11 protein-coding genes are annotated in these 18,199 nt (G+C 60.7%); 1 reads left to right on the top strand and 10 read right to left on the bottom strand.

From position 1 onward, the window contains the following. Positions 1–23: 23 nt before the first annotated feature. From AABA86_RS31475 to AABA86_RS31460, 4 genes are all read right to left on the bottom strand, one after another. Positions 24–1,085, bottom strand: coding sequence for a Gfo/Idh/MocA family protein (locus AABA86_RS31475; RefSeq protein ID WP_338309549.1), 1,062 nt, complete (start codon positions 1,083–1,085; stop codon positions 24–26). Between the two features lie 70 nt (positions 1,086–1,155). Then, positions 1,156–2,418 carry a UDP-N-acetyl-D-mannosamine dehydrogenase gene (gene wecC / locus AABA86_RS31470; RefSeq protein ID WP_338309548.1) on the bottom strand — a complete coding sequence of 421 codons (1,263 nt, stop codon included), beginning with the start codon at positions 2,416–2,418 and terminating at the stop codon, positions 1,156–1,158. Further along, positions 2,411–3,535 (bottom strand): non-hydrolyzing UDP-N-acetylglucosamine 2-epimerase, encoded by a 1,125-nt coding sequence (gene wecB, locus AABA86_RS31465; RefSeq protein ID WP_212252390.1) that lies wholly within the window; start codon positions 3,533–3,535, stop codon positions 2,411–2,413. Before wecB ends, wecC begins: the two co-directional genes overlap by 8 nt. 3 nt (positions 3,536–3,538) lie before the next feature. Next, positions 3,539–4,333, bottom strand: a complete 795-nt coding sequence (locus AABA86_RS31460; protein WP_338309547.1) for a WecB/TagA/CpsF family glycosyltransferase — start codon at positions 4,331–4,333, stop codon at positions 3,539–3,541. 176 nt (positions 4,334–4,509) lie between these two features. Between AABA86_RS31460 and AABA86_RS31455 the strand changes: the two genes are divergently transcribed. Continuing rightward, positions 4,510–5,397 carry a glycosyltransferase gene (locus AABA86_RS31455; RefSeq protein ID WP_338309546.1) on the top strand — a complete coding sequence of 296 codons (888 nt, stop codon included), beginning with the start codon at positions 4,510–4,512 and terminating at the stop codon, positions 5,395–5,397. On the opposite strand, the gene AABA86_RS31450 is transcribed toward AABA86_RS31455, so the two are convergent. Genes AABA86_RS31450 through AABA86_RS31425 form a run of 6 tightly spaced genes read right to left on the bottom strand, consistent with a single transcriptional unit; the run spans position 5,394 to position 18,195 of the window. Continuing rightward, positions 5,394–6,614 (bottom strand): hypothetical protein, encoded by a 1,221-nt coding sequence (locus tag AABA86_RS31450; protein ID WP_338309545.1) that lies wholly within the window; start codon positions 6,612–6,614, stop codon positions 5,394–5,396. The two genes, AABA86_RS31455 and AABA86_RS31450, sit on opposite strands and share 4 nt — an antisense overlap. Positions 6,615–6,640: 26 nt before the next feature. Further along, on the bottom strand, positions 6,641–8,068 hold the full coding sequence (locus AABA86_RS31445) for an HlyD family type I secretion periplasmic adaptor subunit (protein WP_445083498.1): 1,428 nt from the start codon (positions 8,066–8,068) through the stop codon (positions 6,641–6,643). Then, positions 8,065–10,269: a peptidase domain-containing ABC transporter gene (locus tag AABA86_RS31440; protein WP_212252396.1), complete on the bottom strand. Its 2,205-nt coding sequence runs from the start codon at positions 10,267–10,269 to the stop codon at positions 8,065–8,067. Before AABA86_RS31440 ends, AABA86_RS31445 begins: the two co-directional genes overlap by 4 nt. After that, the gene (locus AABA86_RS31435; protein WP_338309543.1) at positions 10,247–10,582 is read right to left on the bottom strand and encodes a hypothetical protein; all 336 of its coding nucleotides are present in this window, start codon (positions 10,580–10,582) and stop codon (positions 10,247–10,249) included. Before AABA86_RS31435 ends, AABA86_RS31440 begins: the two co-directional genes overlap by 23 nt. 12 nt (positions 10,583–10,594) lie before the next feature. Further along, positions 10,595–11,509, bottom strand: coding sequence for a class I SAM-dependent methyltransferase (locus AABA86_RS31430; RefSeq protein WP_212252398.1), 915 nt, complete (start codon positions 11,507–11,509; stop codon positions 10,595–10,597). A 17-nt stretch (positions 11,510–11,526) separates the two neighbouring features. Next, a complete protein-coding gene (locus AABA86_RS31425) occupies positions 11,527–18,195 on the bottom strand; it encodes a DUF4082 domain-containing protein (RefSeq protein WP_338309542.1) in 6,669 nt (2,222 codons plus the stop codon). Between the last annotated feature and the right edge of the window lie 4 nt (positions 18,196–18,199).

Genomic DNA, 18,199 nt, shown 5'->3' with positions numbered 1-18,199 from the left:
AGTTAGCTGGGTCGCGGCGCGCGTCATGCTATCGCTCTGGCGCGCTGCCGGGTTCCGTAAGGCTCGCGCAGCAATACCGGCGCCCCCTGTTTTGCGATCGAGCACGATGCCGCTTCCAGAACTTCGATCACGCGAAGTCCGGAGTCGCCGCTGGAAATCGGTTGGCCACCGGTGCGCACGCAATCGACAAAATGCTCGACCTCCGTCTGTAGCGCCTCCGTGGGCGAGATATGCGGAGCCCACATGTCGCCGGCGCGATATCCGATCCGAAATTGATGTGCATCTTCGGGGGGCGCGTCGAGCGTAATTCCCTTGTCATAGACCTTGATCTTCTCGGTCGGCTCGAGATCATCGTAGACAATCATCTTCTTGCTGCCACCGATGAATGTCTGGCGCACCTTGACGGGCGACAGCCAATTGACGCTGACGTGGGCCACGCATGCGTCGGCAAAAAACAGCGTGATGTGCGCCATATTCTCCGGCGAGCCGGCAACGTGGCACGAGCCGGTTGCCGAGACGGCGATCGGCGCTTCATCGAGGATATGGTGGATGATCGAGATATCGTGCACCGCCAGGTCCCAGATCACATTTACGTCCTTTTGAAACAACCCGAGGCTCGCGCGCGTGCTGTCGTAGTAGTAGATGTCGCCAAGCTCTCGGCTCAGCAGGAGTTCCCGGATCTTCTGGACCGCCGGCGTGTAGAGGAAGGTATGATCGACCATGAGCGTCAACCCGCGCCGATCTGCTTCCTCGATCAAGCGAGTCACGAGCTCAACGCTCGGCGCGAGGGGTTTTTCGACCAGAACATGCTTTCCGGCTCTCAACGCCGCAATCGCCAGCTCGTAATGCGTATGCACCGGCGTGGCGATAGCGATTGCATCGATACGGACGTCCTTCAGAAAATCTTCATAGCAAGAGGTCGTTTCCACGGCAGGGTAAAGCTGCTTCATCGCGCCGAGCCTCCCTGGGTGGAGGTCGCTCACGCCGACGACGCGGGTGGCAGGATTGATCGAGAAATTGCGGACGAGATTGGGGCCCCAATAGCCGCACCCCACAACGCCGATTCCCAGTTGACTGTCTCGCATGCTAACCTCGATGCATCCAGAAGGTAGGCCTCAGATCACTCCATTGCCGGCGACCACTTCGCGCCGGGCATTAGGTCCGTGCTGGCATGTCCTGCCATATGCCCCGGGTATCTATGACGTCGAGATGTCGGCGCTCCGATAGGGGCACCATCTTGAACTCGTCATGGTCGACGAGGAGAACCGCGATTTCGCAGCTGCGCAGAGCTTCCTCAATGTTCACGAAAGCAACACGGTGATCGGCTAACTGAGGCGGCAGACGGCGAAGGTTCGGCTCAACGACCTTGACTCGTTCTCCGTACTTTGCCGCTAGATGCGTGGCGATCTCCATGGCAGGACTTTCACGCAAATCGTCGACATTGGCCTTGAAGGTCAATCCACAACAAGCGACGTTTGCATAGGGATGATCGTCGATCAGCGCCTCTGTACGTTCGATGATCCTCTGAGTTTTGGCGTTGTTGACTTCCCGGCTTGTTCGCATCACCCGAGCGAGGTCTGGTGCGGAGTCGATGATGAACCAGGGATCGACCGCAATGCAGTGCCCGCCTACTCCCGGTCCTGGCCGCAATACGTTTACGCGAGGATGGCGGTTGGCGATGTCGATCACTTCCCAGACATTGATGTCGAACCTCTCGCAAATCAACGAGAGCTCGTTCGCGAATGCTATATTGGTATCGCGGAACGCGTTTTCCGTCAGCTTGACCAGCTCGGCTGCACGCGCCGTGGTCCCCACGCAGGCACCGCGAACAAACATTTTGTAGAAGCGTTGAGCACGCCGCGTGCAGGTTGGCGTAATTCCCCCTATGCACCTGTCGTTGTTGATAAGCTCGGTCAGAATCCGCCCCGGCAACACGCGTTCCGGACAATAGGCGATGTAAATCGCTCCGTCTTCCTTGCCGTTGACACCTATGTGCAGATCCGGCCTGCGTTCGACGATTCGCTTTGCTATGGCCTCGGTGGTCCCGATCGGCGACGTCGATTCGAGGATGACGAGATTGCCCGGCGAAAGGATGTCGACGATCTGGTCGACTGCGGCATTGACGCTTGAAAGGTCTGGACGGTTTTCGCGGTCGATCGGCGTCGGCACTGCGATGATGAAGACGTCGGCAGGCTGCGGCTTGGTGGAGGTCGTCAGTGCACCGCTCGATACGACCTTGGAAACGAGACCATCGAGATCGGGCTCCGCAATGTGAATTTTTCCGGATGCGACCGTATCGACGATGCGCTCATTGGTGTCGATACCGACCACCTGCAGTCCCCGGCTCGCAATCAGCGCTGCGGTCGGGAGCCCGATATAGCCAAGTCCAATGACATTGATCTTCTGAAATTCAGGCATCGAGAAGCACCTTCACGATACGCTCGCTCGCGTGCCCGTCACCGAACGGATTATGCGAACGGGCCATGGCGGCATAGGTCTCGTCATCGTCGAGCAAGCGAAATGTCTCGGCTACGATCTTGTCGTAGTTCGCACCGACCAGGCGCGCCGTCCCGGCCTCCACCCCCTCAGGACGCTCGGTGGTATCGCGCATCACCAGGACTGGTTTACCGAAGGTGGGGGCCTCCTCCTGGACGCCACCTGAATCCGTCAGGACCAAGTGGGACAACGAGAGCAGGCTCACGAAGTCCGTGTATTCCTGAGGAGAAATGAGGACGACCCTCGGGTGATCCGATAACCGGGCCGCAAACAAGTCGCGGACATTCGGATTCGGATGCACGGGGAGCACCACAGCGACGTCTTCCCTGCACAGGATCGTTTCCAACGCGTTCACGATGTTGACGACACCGCCGCCGAAATTCTCCCGGCGGTGGCAAGTCACCAGAATGATGCGCCGATTGCCGTGGCGCTTCTTGATACCGTCCCAGCGGCACGAAAGCCCCGGATCGGCTTCGACCATTGCTTTCGCGAGGATGAGCGCGTCCACCACCGTGTTGCCGGTGACGTGGATGCGGTCGTCCGAGACGTTTTCAGAGCGCAACGCGCGCGCCGCGCGTTCTGTCGGGGCGAAATGCTGATCGGCGATCGACCCGACGATCTTGCGGTTCACCTCCTCGGGCCACGGAGCGAAGATGTCGCCGCTGCGCAGTCCCGCCTCGATGTGCGAAACCGGTATCCGGTGGTAATAGGACGCCAACGCGCCGACCATGGCGGTCGCCGTGTCGCCTTGGACAATGACCCTGGTAGGCTTCACTTTGTCGAGGAGCTCACCGATTTCTCCGAGCAACCGGGCCGTCAGATGATCCAGCGTCTGATTGGCCGTCATGACGTTCAGATCAAAATCCGGAACTACCTTGGCAAGCTTGAGGACCTGATCAAGCAACTGTCGATGCTGGGCCGTCGCACAGATCGTCAGCGAAATGTCCTTGCGGTTCTCGGCCTTGAGTCGGTTGATGACCGGAAAGAGTTTGATTGCTTCTGGTCGGGTTCCCAAGAGGATGAAAAAATGCTTCCGCACGTCTCACCCTCCGATCCGGCTCGGGCCCCGCGGCACGGCGCCCGGCGTGCCAAATGTATGCCCTAACGCTTGCTTGACGAGCGCTTGCACCAGGATGCTCGCAAACAACGTGTTCGTTGTGGCGTATCGCCACCACATCCGCCCGGGCTCTTGATAGATGCGGTAAAGCCATTCGAGGCCCAGCCTCTGAATCCGCGCCGGCGCGCGCTGAACGGTGCCCGCAAGGATATCGAACGCTCCGCCCACGCCCATGATAAAGGGTACGCCGAGCTCGTCACGATGGACGGCGAGAAAGCGCTCTTTCCGTGGTGTAGGCATGCCGATGAAGAGACAATCGGCCCCGCTGGACTGGATGTCCCGCACGACGTCCCTCTCCTGCTCCGGCCTGAAGTAACCGTCGTGCCAGCCCGCGAAGACGAGTGAGGGATATCTCTCTCGCGCATGCTGCATTGCCTGATGCAGGACGGCGGGAGTGGCTCCCAGGAAATAGGGCTTGTAACCCTCTTGCGCACATACCGCGAGCAACTCGGCCAGGAGATCGACGCCGGCGACCCGTGACCTCGCCGGCAAACCCAGGGCTCGGGCGCCCCAGAGAATTCCCATGCCGTCGATGCTGACGATGTCGCTGTTGGCGACATCGGCCGCGAGCATGGGATCCGATCGCATGTTGACAAATTTGGCGACGTTCAGCGCGACATGTTGCAGCCGTCGGCGGCACCGCATGGCGCCGCGCGCGAGCTCGACGGTTTCCGCCATTGTCAGCAGGTCGATTGGGCACGCCAGGAACGATGCACGCATTTGAACCGACCTCCAAAACGCAATTTGTTTAAGTTGCATTTAAGATTATAATAACGATAATAATTCGCTAACATTTAATTGCAAGGATTAAATGCATCAACCTCCTCGATGGACGCGGAAATATCGGCCGGCGGGCATGCCGTAGGCCGGGGAGGATTAAATAGAGGCATCAACAAATGATCTCGGTCATTATTCCCCATCTCAATCAGGCCGACGCCCTGGAATCCTGTCTGCGAAGCCTGGATGCGCAGACCCTGTCACGGGACTTGTTCGAGGTCATCGTGGTGGACAACGGCTCGGCCGTGTCGCCCATAGACGTCATTGCCGGCCATTCCGGCGCCAGGCTGGAGCACGAAGCGCATCCCGGCCCTGGTCCGGCGCGAAACGCAGGCGCGGCTTGCGCGAGAGGCGATATCCTCGCTTTTGTGGATGCCGACTGCCGGGCTCATCCGGACTGGCTGACCGCGATCCATGAGGCGTTCCAGCAGGTCGGGCCGGCGACGATCCTTGGCGGAGAGGTCCGCATCAGGCCTGCCGTCGAAGGGCGTTTCACCGCGATCGAAGCCTACGAAAGCGTTTTTGGCTTTCGCAATCGCTTGTACGTCACCAGGCACGGTTACTCCGTCACGGCAAATCTTGCGGTTCGCCGCGCCGACTTTGCGAAGATCGGACCTTTCCCGGGCATTCAGTTCGCGGAAGATATGCAATGGGGACAAATGGCCATCCGCGCCGGCCACGAATTCCGCTACGTTCCCGGGATGGTCGTGTTTCACCCTGCCCGGCGCTCTCTTCGAGAGCTCTACGCGAAATGGGACCGCCAGATCGCGCACTACCGCAACACGGCGCAGGCGGCGCGCGGCTGGCAGCTGCGCTGGTTTGCCACGGCCCTGCTCGTCCTCGCATCACCGGCGGTCGGCGCCATCACTGTACTGACGAGCGGACGCCTCCATGGGATAAGCGCCCGCCTCAAGGCGATTGCCGTGCTCTGCGCGGTTCGCAGCCATCGAACGACCAAGATGCTGGCCCTACTTCGGAGAGAGGGCACGGTTGTCTGGAATCGCTAGCCGAGCGCGCTGCCGTTGCTCCGCGGCTCGCTGCCGGCCGGGCACGCTGACTGTTCGAATGCGACGTGGTGACTGAGATCCTGCAAGTCGGTACGCCGACCGAATGACCACAAAATCCAACCCAGCTCGTAGCTGCGGCACTCGAGCCGAACTCCCACATCTTGGCTGTCGATCAGCTCTCCCCCGTTCTCGAGCCAGACGTTCTTGATCGCGCGCAATACCCGCGGCGCCTTGGTCGTCAGTTCACCCTTTCGGACCTGCGAACGGATCGTCAGGCTCAGTTCAGGCACGAGCATGGTCCGACCCAGCTGGTTGTGACCCAGCACCCAGTTGAATCCCCTGACCAAAGCATCCCGCGCTCCCCGTCGTCCAAAGCGCTCGGCCCATTCCAGCAGCGCGGGGGCCATTCCATACTGATGGACCGAATAGATCTCGTAGAAATCGAGGATGCGGCCGCTCATCGCGTCGAAGAACCACGGCCATTCGCCTTGTGGGCCTTGAAGCGCGATCAGATCGCGCACGCAAGTGTCGGCCATGACGAGCGCGGACGCATCGCCGGTGAATTCCCCGTACTGGTAGCAGGCGATGGAGAGATAGGTTTGCGTCGCAAATGATGCGAAACGGCGACGGAAACCGGACGGCGCGTCGAAGAATAATCCGGAATCGCCATGGAAACGCTCCTTCAGGAATCGGTAGAGCGGGTCGGCGAAGCATAGCCACTCCTTCTCGCCTTCCCTCGCCTGGGCGATGACACCCGTCAGCAGCATGCCAAGATCCTGCGCCCGAAAAGCCTGCCACCGCGACTGATCCGAGAAAACCGCTTTCAGCTCGCGCCTGACTGGCTCCGGAACGGGAAGGCGGAGCTCGGCGGCGGCCCACAGCGCCATGCCGAACGCATATTTGCGCACGGGGAGCGCGGTAAGCCTAATGGCATTTCGATAGAAGATCTCCGGGAGATCAATATCAGCCGGAAGTTTCGCGACCCGCGACATCCCAAGCAAGACGTTGAGAGTGTAGAACACGTCGCTATGTGGCAGCGACTCGTTCGGCGAAGCGGGCCGGTCGAGGTGATAAACATGCGACCAACGACGCTCCGCGGGCAACCAGCACCGTTCAAGCCCCCGCAACGCGTAGTTCACAAGGGGCGAGTTTGATAACGGCCCCTTCGCTCCAGCGGGCACTATGAATTTCACACCAGAATTCGGACTGATCATCATTTCCAGTACACCATTGTAAATTCGGCTCAGTACTCCCGGATGCTCTCATCCAAGCCGCGAAGCAGGGGATAGAGGAAATATGAAATCACCGTTCGCTGTCCGACCTTCATCTCGGCGGTGACTGCCATACCGGGCATCAACTGGGCGCGCTCGGACGGCAGCCGAAGGTGCGTGTCCCGCAGATCGATCAGTACGCGGTAATAGGGAGCTGATGACCGGCGCACACCTTCGGCCTTCACCTCTGGCGAGAATGAGTCCTGACTAATGACTCCGACCTCGCCAGTAGCGGTGCCGTACTTCTGAAATGGAAATGCATCGAACTTCACTCGGACGGCCTGCCCGACCGCCACCTGCCCGATATCCCTCCCCTCCACGTTGACCTCCGCCCGGAGCGTCTCGTCCCGAGGAACCAGCACAAACAAAGTCTCGGCCTCGCGGACCACCGAACCCACGGTCCGATTGGCAATGTCGAGTACCACCGCATCCGCCGGTGCATTCAGCACGATCAGTTGCCGGCGGAGCTCCGCCTTTTTGAGCTCTTCGGCAGTTCCATCGCGCTTTGGTAACGTCTCGACCAGTTCCTGATAGGCAGCGCGGCGAAACTCGGCGGCGAACACCTTCTGGTCCGCATGGACCTTGTCCAGGCGATGCGTGTTATCGACGATGCTGCCATGGACCCGCGCCAGGTTGCTTTCGACCTCCAACCGCGCATCCCGTGATAGCAGGAAGTTCAGTCTTGAGCCGACCTCCTTGGCCATCAACGCATTTCGCATGGCTTCAATGGACTGCATCGTGTCCAGCCGCTGGGCCAGGACCAACTCCTCGTTCTGAGCCGTTTTTAGATTGGCCTCTGCGGACGCAATCTGCGCGTCATAGTTCTGGATCTGAAGGTCGTAAGCCGCCTTCCTCTGGAGGAATACCCTTCTCTGCAGAGCCTGGTCGGCGTTCGCCGTCTCATCGACGCCGTAGTCCGTGCCATCCAACTCGGCTCGAAGCCGGCCGATGGAGGCGTCGAGACCCGCCAGGCGGCCGCGCAGTTGGGCAAGATCGGCTTGAGAGAATGTCGGATCGAGGACCGCAAGCACGTCACCGCGATTAACGGCTTCGCCGGCCTTGACCCGAATTTCCCGAATGACCGACGTTTCCAGCGGTTGCACGACCAGGTTGGGACGCGTCGTGATCAACTTGCCCTGCGCAGTCACAATCATATCAACGCGAGACACGCATGCGAATGTGACCGCCGCAGCGATCAGGGCGACGACACAATAGAGCGTGATCCGTCCGACACGCGGTGGCATCAGCTGCTCGATCTCGGCTGCGTCTGACTGAAATTGCGAGACAATGCGAGGACCTGCGGGCGCGGACCTCAAGAGCCGGCGTCTCGTCCGTAAACCGGACGGAGGCCCGGATCTGCCCGGGGCCGCTTCAGCCCTGGTCTTTTCAGCCGCGCTCATGCGATCTGCCTCGTCTGCTGATTCCAGAGATGCCTGTAGAAGGTGCACTTCGAGAGCAGTGCGTCGTGACGATCCACATCGACGATCCGTCCACGGTCGATCACCAAAATCTGGCTTGCGTCCGACAGCATCGAAAGCCGATGAGATACGATGATGACGGTCCGTCCCTCCGCGATCCGTCGCAGATTGCGACGAATGATCGCCTCGCTCTCGGAGTCCAGCGCGCTGGTGGCCTCATCGAGGATCAGAATACGCGGATTGACGATCAAGGCCCGCGCGATGGCCAGCCGCTGCTTTTGCCCGCCCGACAGGTTCGATGCCTGCTCCTCGAGCATCGTGTCGAACCCCCTCGGCAGCCGCTCAATGAACTCGTCGGCGCCCGCGAGCTGAGCCGCCCGGACCACCTCCTCGAATGGGGCGTCGCGCTTCACGCAGGCGATATTTTCGCGCACTGTGCCCCGGAACAGGAAATTGTCCTGGAGCACGATCCCGAGATTCCGCCGCAGATGGGCGAGATCGATCTCGCGCGAATCGTGACCGTCGATGCGCACCAATCCCTGCTGAACCGGATACATTCCCGCAATAAGGCGTGTCAGTGTCGTCTTGCCCGAACCGCTCCGGCCGACAATTCCGAAGATCGAGCCGGGAGCGATTGAGAACGACACGTCTTCCAGCGCCGGCGTTCCCTCGCCATAGCGAAACGTGACGTCTTCAAACTCGATCTGCCCGGCGAAGTCCGGCCGCAGGCCCTCGCGACGACCGTCTCGTTCCAGCTCCCTGTTCATAACCTCGCCCAGCATCTTAACGGCGAGCGCAACCTCTTGATATTCGTGCACCATGGTCACCATCTGCACCAGCGGCCCCGAAACGCGTCCCGCCAGCATGTTGAAGGCGACAAGTGCGCCGATCGTCATCTCGCCGCCGAAGACATCGAGCGCACCAAGTGCGACGATGCCGAGCGTCATCATCTTCTCGAGGAAACCGGTCAAGGCCTGAGCGCCCGCCGAGATTTTTTCGACGCCAAACCGCATCGAGACCGACTGCGCGCAACGATCGTCCCATGTCCTGCTCTGGCCGGGCTCCATGGCCAACGACTTCACGGTACGCATGCCGTGCACGGTCTCGACGAGGAGCGCCTGGCGCCCGGCTTCGGCCTGATAAAGCTGGTAGAGCCGCCGTCGGAACGGTCCCATCAAGATAGCGATCACGCTCGCGCTGATGGCGGTGAAGGCCAGCACGACGCACGTCAGCTTGATGCTGTATAGCGCCAGAACGGGCAGAAAGACGAAAAGCGAGAGCGCGTCCAAGGCGGTCAGGAACAGTCGGCCGGTCAGAAACTCACGGATTCGTCCGGCTTGCTGCATGTGCTTCACCAACACGCCAGCCGAGATGCGCTCGAAGAACGTTACCGGAAGTCCCAAAAGATGCCGAAACGTCCTGGTCGCGACCCGAATGTCGATCTTGTTCGTGGCATAGAGCAGCAGGTACCGCCGCAAGAAGCTGAAGACGGCGTCGAAGCAGAGCGCCAGGATCGCGCCAGCAGAAAGCACGTAGAGCGTCGTGAGACTCTCGTGGACAAGAACCTTGTCGATGACGAGCTGAAAGAAGATCGGAAGCGCCAGCCCGAGCGCATAGAGGAACACCGCAGCAATTGCGACGTCGGAAAAGAGCCGCCACTCCCGCAGCATTTCAGGTATGAACCAGCGCAGCCCAAAGGGCCTCTTGCCCTGCGATGGAGCGCTCTCGCGCTTGAACAGAACCACCTTTCCGGACCACATAGCGCAAAAGCGATCCGCATCGACCAGCAGGTGCTCTCCCCTCCGCTCCGCCAGAGGATCGAAGACCGTTACAGCGTCGCGTTCCGGCCCGGCGCCGACCACGAGGACCCAATTGAGGTTCGAGAGCTGGACGAGAGCCGGATAGGCTTCGCCGAGCTGGCATATCGCCTTCCAATCGAGCTGCGCCGTGCGGGCGCGAAGGCCCGCATCATGGGCCATGCGCAGCAAGAGATCGGTCGAGATGCCGGCCTCGTCGACGGCATAGGCGTGCCGCAGCCGGTCGGGAGGTAGATCGATGCCGTGATGGGCAGCGATCCTGGACAGGCATTCAAGGGCGGTTTGAGCAGCCCGACCCGGTTCGTCCTCCGACGAGGGCAGCTCCGGTTCGAACCTCTCGATTTCAACGGAAATTGGTTGAGACATTGGGAGATCGTGGATTGTCCGAAACTGACGAGGCAGGCTCGACTCGCGCGCTCGTCTGTGGCGCGACCATCGGCGCCCTGGGCCGAGAGCGCTGGACGACGCCGGCATCGACCAGACCCTGAAGCGCGTTCTGCATCACCTCCACAGAGTTCGCGAACGACTCCGCGGAAAAGATCAGCCTTTGCCGAAAGACTTTCTTGGGCGCGTTGTTGGCATCACGTTCCGTGGGTGACAGACTGACCAGGTCCACTCGCACGATCGACCCGCCAATTGTGACCTCGTCAATCCCGTCTGTATAGAGCTCTGTATGCATCAGCCTGCTTCCCTATTTCGGTTGAGATGGATGGCCTAGTCTGCTCGTGTCATTCGGGCGCATTGCTATGACGCAGAGGCAATGATGCAGATGAATGCCCTCGGAGCGATTGTGGGGAATTCGGGCCCCATTGTAGGAGGCGTCCGGACGCAACGGCTCCAGGATCTCAAGGCCCGCCTCGGCGTACATGCGGCGGATGGCTCCCTCCTCGTAGGCGATCGACGCTTCTGGCTGATCGTCGTCCTTCACGCGGAACTCACCGTGATCGAACTTCCAGCTACGCTCCACGCTGCCCTCCGTCTGGGTCAGTTCGAGGGTGCGCTTGTTATAGACCAGCCAAGTCGCCACCAGCCGGCCACCAGGCCTTAGGACCCGCGCGGCCTGCTCCAGATAATTGCAGGCTCCGCCGGGCAAGATGTGCGTGAAAATCGAGCCGGCGTAAGCGAAATCAAATCGACCATCGGGATAGGGAAATCGATATCGGTCCACCGATACCTGCTCGTTCGGGCTCCACCGCGTTGCGACCCTCGCAAGCTGGAACTGGAAGTTGGGCCGCCGGGCACTGATCTTGCTCTGGCACCAGTCAATCAGCTCTTCCTTGATGTCGAAGCCGTCATAGCTTCCCCTCCCGTTCAGATATGTGGTGAGGGGGATGGCCAGACGGCCGACGCCACACGCGATGTCAAGAACACGATGCGACGGCCGCAGACCGGCCATCTCGACGAAGAACTCCAACTGATCCCGTCCGGTATCGTGAAAATCAAACCATGTCGGCGAAATCCACGCCCGCAGACGCCGCGGCGGTAGCCCCGCCACTGCATATGAGAACCGGTCGCATGCGGCGCGAAGCACGCTCCGCACCGGCTGCGGCGTGACACGTCTCGCCAGCGCGAACGGCGATGCGATAGTCCTAGATAGGCTCGACATGAACTCCCCTTTCTTGTCTAGGCAGCGAGCTGCGGCCTGAAGAGAACGTCGACCGCATAGCTGGTCGCCCCGAAGCTGTTGGTCGGAAACAGGCTGCCGGATCCGTACGCGTACACGCCGTTGCCCCCGCTCGATGAGGATGACGGAGCCGTCAGTGGTCCGTTCGTCACCGCATTGGCAAACAGGTTTGGATCGTCCGAATAGTTGCCCGCAGTGTGGTAGGAGGCGATGTAAGTCGTCCCTGCCGTGATCGTGACTGGCGTCGCGAAGTTGACCTGTTGCCAGCCGCTCGCGGTCTCATTGGTGAAGGTGGCGGTGGCCAGCAGGGTCCCTGTGCTGCTCCAGAGATCGGCGACGTGCTGGCCCGTATTGGACGGCCCTTTGTAGAAGCGCAGGCCGACAATGTCGCCCGATGTTGACGCCTGGAACTTCATGCCAAGCTCCACCGAATTCGGATCATTCACCGTCACCACGCCAGGCGTGGGATTGGAGCTGAAAAGGCTTACGGTGGTTGCTGACGGCGCATGAACAGTTACGCTCACACCGGCGGTTGCCGAACCGCCCCGACCGTCGGAAATGGCGTAGTTGAACGATGCCGACCCGGTATATCCGTTGGCGGGAGTGAACGTCACCGTGTTGTCCTGGGCACTGAAACCGACGGTGCCGTTGACGGCCCCGCTGACGCCCGTGATTGACAGGGCATCCCCGTTCGGATCGGTATCGTTTGCGAGAAGCGCCGCCCCGGAAATGCTGAGCGGTACGTTTTGGGTGGCATTGAAGCCGCTGTCGTTGCTGGCGATCGGCGGCTGGTTCGTGCCGCCACCCGAATTGCTGAACAAGACATCGACCCAATAATTTGTCGCGCTGAATGTGCTGGTCGGAAACAAATTGCCCGTTCCATAGGTGTAGACACCATTGTTGCTCGCGGAAGCCGTGAGTGGGCCGTTCGTGCGCGCGGCGGTAAAGTAGTTGGGCGTATCGGCGTAGTGGCCGTTGCTGTGGAAACTCGCGACGTAGGTGGTTCCCGCCGCGATCGCTACCGGACTATTGAATGTGAGGGTTTGCCAACCGCTGCTGCTCTCGTTGGAGAAGGTCGCGCTCGCAAGGAGCGTTCCCGTGCTACTCCACAGTGAGCCGGTATGAGTGCCGGCGTCGTTCGCACTCTTGTAGTACTTGATCCCGGTAATCGTGCCGGCCGCGGAGGACGTAAACCGCACGCCAAGATTGACCTGAGATGTGTCTGACGTCGACAGCATCGACGGCGTATCGGAAGCTGAGAACAAGCTGACCGTCGACGAGGCTGCACCCACCGCGATATTGAACGTCTCGCTGGCCGTGAGGCCGCCGAGGTCGGTCGCAACGGCCTTCACGCCGAGCGTGCCGACATCGGCCGACGTCGGCGTGCCACTGAAAGTCCGGGTCGAAGCGTTGAAGGCCAACCAGGCGGGAAGTGCCGAGCCGTCGGCCGCAGTTGCCGTATAGGTGAGTGAATCCCCGGAATCGACGTCGGTGAACGTGCCGGCCGGCAGCGTCAGCGAGAAGGCCGAACCAGCCGTTGCAGTCTGGTTACCGGTTTGGCTCGCCAGGACCGGCGCATCATTGGCGCCATGAATGGTGATTGTGAGCGTTGTCGAGGATGTCGCACCGGCGGCATCACGCATCGTATAATTGAAGGCGTCTGTCAGCACGTTGGACGCAAGCCGCAGGGCCTGCACTGCAGCATCCGTCTCATTGACCGTATAGGTGAAGGCGCCTGACGCGTTGAGCACGAGGCTTCCGTGCGCGCCGTTCAGCGCCGAGCCGAGCGCACCGGAGGTCGAACCGAAGCTGACCGCAGTCACAGTCTCGGTATCGCCGGCGTCTGGATCGGTGTCGTTGGTCAGCACGTTTCCCGCGGCAGAGGAACCGCCGGTGCCGTTGTTGACACCACCCTTCTCGGTGGCGTCGCCCGTGTCGGCGACCGCCGTCGGCGGCGTGTTCGGAGTTGTCGTCACGGTGATATTGAATATCTCGCTTGCAGCAAGGCTGCCGAGATCGGTCGCGGTTGCCTTCACGCCGAGCGTGCCGACGTCGGCCGACGATGGCGTACCGCTGAAGGTTCGGGTTGATGCGTTAAAGGTCAGCCAGGCGGGAAGTGCCGAGCCGTTGGCCGCTGTCGCGGCGTAAGTGAGGGAATCGCCGGAATCGACGTCGGTGAAGGTGCCTACCGGTAGCGTGAGCGAGAAGGCCGAACCAACCGTTGCAGTCTGGTTGCCGGTTTGGGTCGCCAGGACCGGCGCATCATTGGCGCCATGAATGGTGATTGTGAGCGTAGTCGAGGATGTCGCACCGGCGGCATCACGCATCGTGTAATTGAAGACGTCCGTCAGCGTGTTGGTCACAAGCCGCAGGGCCTGGACGGCAGAATCCGTCTCATTGACCGTATAGGTGAAGGCGCCTGAAGCGTCGAGCACGAGGCCGCCATGCGCGCCGTTCAGCGCCGATCCGAGCGTGCCCGACGTCGCGCCTAAGCTGACCGCAGTCACGGTCTTGGTGTCGCCGATGTTCGAATCGGTGTCGTTGGTCAGCACATTTCCTGCGGCAGACGAACCGCCGGTGCCGTTGTTGACACCTCCCTTCTCGGTGGCGTCGCCCGTGTCGGCGACCGCCGTCGGCGGCGTGTTGGTACTCGCGGATCCGTTGAAAACGACGTCGACAAAGTAGTTTGTTGCCTTGAAGACGCTGGTCGGGAATACGGCTCCGGTTCCGTAGCCATACACGCCATTTCCCGTGGCGGGGGCGCTCAGCTGGCCATTCGAGATCGACGTGGTGAAATAGTTCTGAGTGTCCGAATAGTTGCCGTTGGTGTGGTAGGAAGCGACATAGGTCGTGCCCGCGGTAATGGCTATCGGGCTCGAGAAACTGACCTGCTGCCAACCGCTGGCGGTCTCACTCGCGAAGGTCGCGGTGCCGAGCAGCGTTCCCGTCGAACTCCAGAGATGCGCGACGTGGGTACCTGTGTTCAGCGAGCCCTTGTAGAAGCGCAGGCCCGTTATGGTCCCGTTGACCGACGCGCTGAACTTGAGACCCACCTCGACCGAGCTCGTGTCGCCCGAATTGCCGACGCTCGGCGCGTCGTTGGTGCCGAACAGGCTCTGCGCGGATAGCGGATAGCTGACATTGAGGAAGACCTGGCCCGTTCCGGTGGCGCCCGCGGAATCCGTGATCGTGTACGCAAACTGTGCCGCTCCCGCGTAGCTTGCGGCAGGATTAAATGTCACCGTCTGGGTCTGGACATTGTAGCTTACGGTGCCGTTAGCCGGATTACTCACGCCACTGATCGAAAAGGACAGGCCGGCCGGATCCGTATCATTGGCGAGCAGCGCCGATGCCGGGATGTTCAGCACTCCGTTCTGCGTGACCGTGAACCCGCTGTCATTGTTGGCCTGCGGCAGCTGGCTCGTATCCCTGAAGACGACATCGACCCAGTAATTGTCACCATCTGCAATCGAAATATTGGATGGGAAAAGCGGCCCGGTGCCGTACGCGTAGACGCCGTTCAGGCCGCTCCCCGTTGCTGTCAATGAGCCGTTGGTATGACCTGGGTTGTCGAAATAGAAATCGGTCGTGGAATAGTGACCGGTGTTGGTGTGATACGAGGCGACGTAGGTCACCCCCGCTTGTATGTGGACGGGCGTGGTGAAATTGACCTGTTGCCAGCCGCTGCCGGTTTCGTTGGTGAATGTTGCGCTTGCGAGTAGCGTCCCGTTCGCCGTCCAGAGATCGCCGAGATGCGTTCCCGTGTTCTGGGTGCTCTTATAGAACCGGATGCCTGTGATATCGCCGGCGATGGCGGCAACGAACTTGACTCCCAGCTCCACGGCGGCATTGTCCAGCGTATTAACGACCGCGGGCGTGTCCGTGGGACTGAAGATCGTCAGGTTCGAAGAGGGCGTCACCGTGTAGGCAACGCCCGCGCCCGGGACTTCGAGGTTCAAACTATCGTCGACGGCCCTGCTCCGGACCTTCACTTGCCCCGGCGCGCCCGCAGCGAACGTATAGGTCCAAGTGACATTCGATGCTCCGACGGTGCTGCTGGCCGGATGCCAAGTGGTGCCGCCGTCGGACGACACTTCAACACCACCGATCACCCCGCCGGCGTCGCTTGCCGTTCCGGTCACGGTGATCGGCCGCCCCTCCACGACGCTCGTGGCTGAGAGATTCGTGATCGTGGAGGTCGGGGTTGTGTGATCGGTCGATTGGCTCGCAATCACCAGACTGGCCTGCAGCGTCGCGGGCTGCACGCCCATGTCAGCGAACAGATTGACCATGGCCTGCTGGACGTTCCGATCGCTCGGCGTCTGCGGGGCGAGGTTGTACTGGTCATGATCCGATGAAAGACCCCAGGACCAGAACACGGTGCCAGCGCCAAAGACAAGCGCGCCGCTCACGGGGTCTCGAAACTCCACCAGATTGTGAGTCGCTGTACCGTTGCCGGTCGTGTTGCCGTAATCGAGCAAGTATTTTGTGGTTTGCAGAGTGGTCGAGGAGACATCTACCAGACCGGCGGGGCGGAAGCCGTTGTCCGGTGACGCATCCCACTCATAGCCGAGCAGGTTCGGCGTCAGGGACGCAGTCTGGCCTTGGGCCGTTCCCGCAATCGGCGCGTTGCGCCAAAGCCTCAACTGCGTCATCCCGTATGGGATCTTGATCGTGCCGTAGGAATCCCCGTCCACCTGGAAGACCGTTCCGGTCAGCGCATTGGATGGAATGCCCGACATGCCTCCGGTCGAGGCAAAGCGTGCATCCATGAATGTTCCGGTCGCTGTGCCTGTCGGGTCGATCAATTGGTTGGCATGGGTATCCTTGTACGTGATCAAGGTCCGGTTAGCCGTATGGCTGGGATCAATGCTGGTTGCCAGTCTCGTCTGCCAATACACCTCGTTGCCGCTCAGGAACGTCAGATTGACACCGGCGTGGCCGGCCGCCTGGACGTTGGCAAACTGGCTGTCGGTCCAATATTCGTCGTGACCTACATCCATATAGATCTGATGATTGAGCAACAGCGATCCATTGGTGGCCGCATCGATGCCCGAGATGTAGGAAACGTCGTATCCGTTCTGCTCCAGCCAGTAGATCGCCGGATACTCCGCCGAGAATACCATGTCGTTGGAGGAACTCTCGAGTCCGCCGTCGCGCGTCGTGATCGGACGATTGTAGCTGACGGCGTAAGCAGAGCCGTTCACGCCAGGCCCGTTGCCGGTGTAGAGATTGGCGCCGCCCCAGGGGTTGTAGGCCTGCCAGGTCTGATCGGCCGTCTGAAACACGATTGCGCTCTGCGACGCATCATTGCGGACCACAAATGGAATTTGAAACACTTGCGTTCCGTCGATGACGTTGGCGATGTACACGCCAGAAACCGCGTCCGTCGGCACGCTCCACGAGTCGGTCACACTCCAATTTCCGGCGTCGACGAGGCCCGTCGACGCGTCCTTCAAGGGAGCCGGCTGCACCACGGAGGTCGCAGCCTGATGCTGCAGGCTCGTAACCAGCCTCGCGCCGTTGCCGCCATAATAGCCAAGCCGATAGATATCGACGTGATAGTTGGGCGCGCCGGTCTGGTTGTTGATCTTGAATTGAACGGTCCCGCCGACATTGGTACTTATCGCCGTGGTGAACCCTTGGATTTTCGTCGAATCTTCACCGGGGCTGATCTGCCAAATGCTCTTCGATGTGCCTTGCTTCTGATTCTCAAGCACGATCGGGTTCGTTGTCACCGGATCCGCAATGATGGTGCCGCCCAGCCCATCGCTTGCAAAGGTCCAATTTGGATCGTTCCCGGAAAACAGCAGGGTGACATTGCCGGCCCCGTTGCTAAAATCGACCGTGCTGATGTTTGAGCTGGGGTCGTATTGAACCGACGCTGACATCGTCGCCGTGAAGGGGAAATCCCTGAGATCAATCAGGTTGCCAACAGAAAGCGGTCGATCCGGCGACGAACTTCCGATCAGGCCGTGGAATTGGGCAGAGTGATCGAGAATCAGGGTGCCAACCTCCGTCTCGAACGAGACGGTTATTCCGTAAAACGAACCGTTCACGAGTTGCCCGGAGACCGAGCCTCCGATCTCGAGCGCCGATCTGTCGGAAATCGCGAAGGCGCCCGACCCGCGGACGTCACCTTTAAAGTCCGCTGCGGCAACCCCATCGCCGCCGGGCGATCCGAGCTTGATGCTGCCGTTGTTTATGGCGTCACCTTCCACGACGAACGACAATTTTTCTCCGAGCGCGATCGTCACACCCGCATCAACGATCAAACTGCCCACATCGACATTGGCCTTTATGGTGACAACATAGTATCCAGGCGCGTCGATGAAGGCGCCGGACGCGGCGTTCGGAATGCCCGCACTCCAGTTCGCGGCGACATTCCAATAGCCGCCGCTCGAACTTATCCAATGTGTCGTACCGGCATGCGAACGTGAAGGCGCGACCACAGCTCGCAGATCGGAGCCGGAAACGAGTCGCGCGCCGAGACCGTCCGGGCGCGTAAGGGGGCTGGTCGTCCTCCACAGCCAAGCAGCGTCCCTGCTCCAGGTCGGATTCCAGAGGGGCGCACCCAGCAAGACCGCATCCATCTGACCGAAATCTACCTCTTCCGGGAGCAGAGGCCTTGCCGCTCGATAGAACACGCTCGCCTTTTGATTTAACATGGCC

The sequence above is a fragment of the Bradyrhizobium sp. TM233 genome, assembly GCF_036247965.1.
Taxonomy (GTDB): Bacteria; Pseudomonadota; Alphaproteobacteria; order Rhizobiales; family Xanthobacteraceae; genus Bradyrhizobium; species Bradyrhizobium ottawaense.
This window is presented reverse-complemented; position numbering and strand designations above follow the sequence as displayed.

What these genes read in the sequence shown, in the direction of transcription:
- AABA86_RS31475 (WP_338309549.1), bottom strand. Translation starts at nt 1,085, where the DNA reads ATGCGAGACAGTCAACTGGGAATCGGCGTTGTGGGGTGCGGCTATTGG.
- wecC (WP_338309548.1), bottom strand. Translation starts at nt 2,418, where the DNA reads ATGCCTGAATTTCAGAAGATCAATGTCATTGGACTTGGCTATATCGGG.
- AABA86_RS31460 (WP_338309547.1), bottom strand. Translation starts at nt 4,333, where the DNA reads ATGCGTGCATCGTTCCTGGCGTGCCCAATCGACCTGCTGACAATGGCG.
- AABA86_RS31455 (WP_338309546.1), top strand. Translation starts at nt 4,510, where the DNA reads ATGATCTCGGTCATTATTCCCCATCTCAATCAGGCCGACGCCCTGGAA.
- AABA86_RS31450 (WP_338309545.1), bottom strand. Translation starts at nt 6,614, where the DNA reads ATGATGATCAGTCCGAATTCTGGTGTGAAATTCATAGTGCCCGCTGGA.
- AABA86_RS31445 (WP_445083498.1), bottom strand. Translation starts at nt 8,068, where the DNA reads ATGAGCGCGGCTGAAAAGACCAGGGCTGAAGCGGCCCCGGGCAGATCC.
- AABA86_RS31440 (WP_212252396.1), bottom strand. Translation starts at nt 10,269, where the DNA reads ATGTCTCAACCAATTTCCGTTGAAATCGAGAGGTTCGAACCGGAGCTG.
- AABA86_RS31435 (WP_338309543.1), bottom strand. Translation starts at nt 10,582, where the DNA reads ATGCATACAGAGCTCTATACAGACGGGATTGACGAGGTCACAATTGGC.
- AABA86_RS31430 (WP_212252398.1), bottom strand. Translation starts at nt 11,509, where the DNA reads ATGTCGAGCCTATCTAGGACTATCGCATCGCCGTTCGCGCTGGCGAGA.
- AABA86_RS31425 (WP_338309542.1), bottom strand. Translation starts at nt 18,195, where the DNA reads ATGTTAAATCAAAAGGCGAGCGTGTTCTATCGAGCGGCAAGGCCTCTG.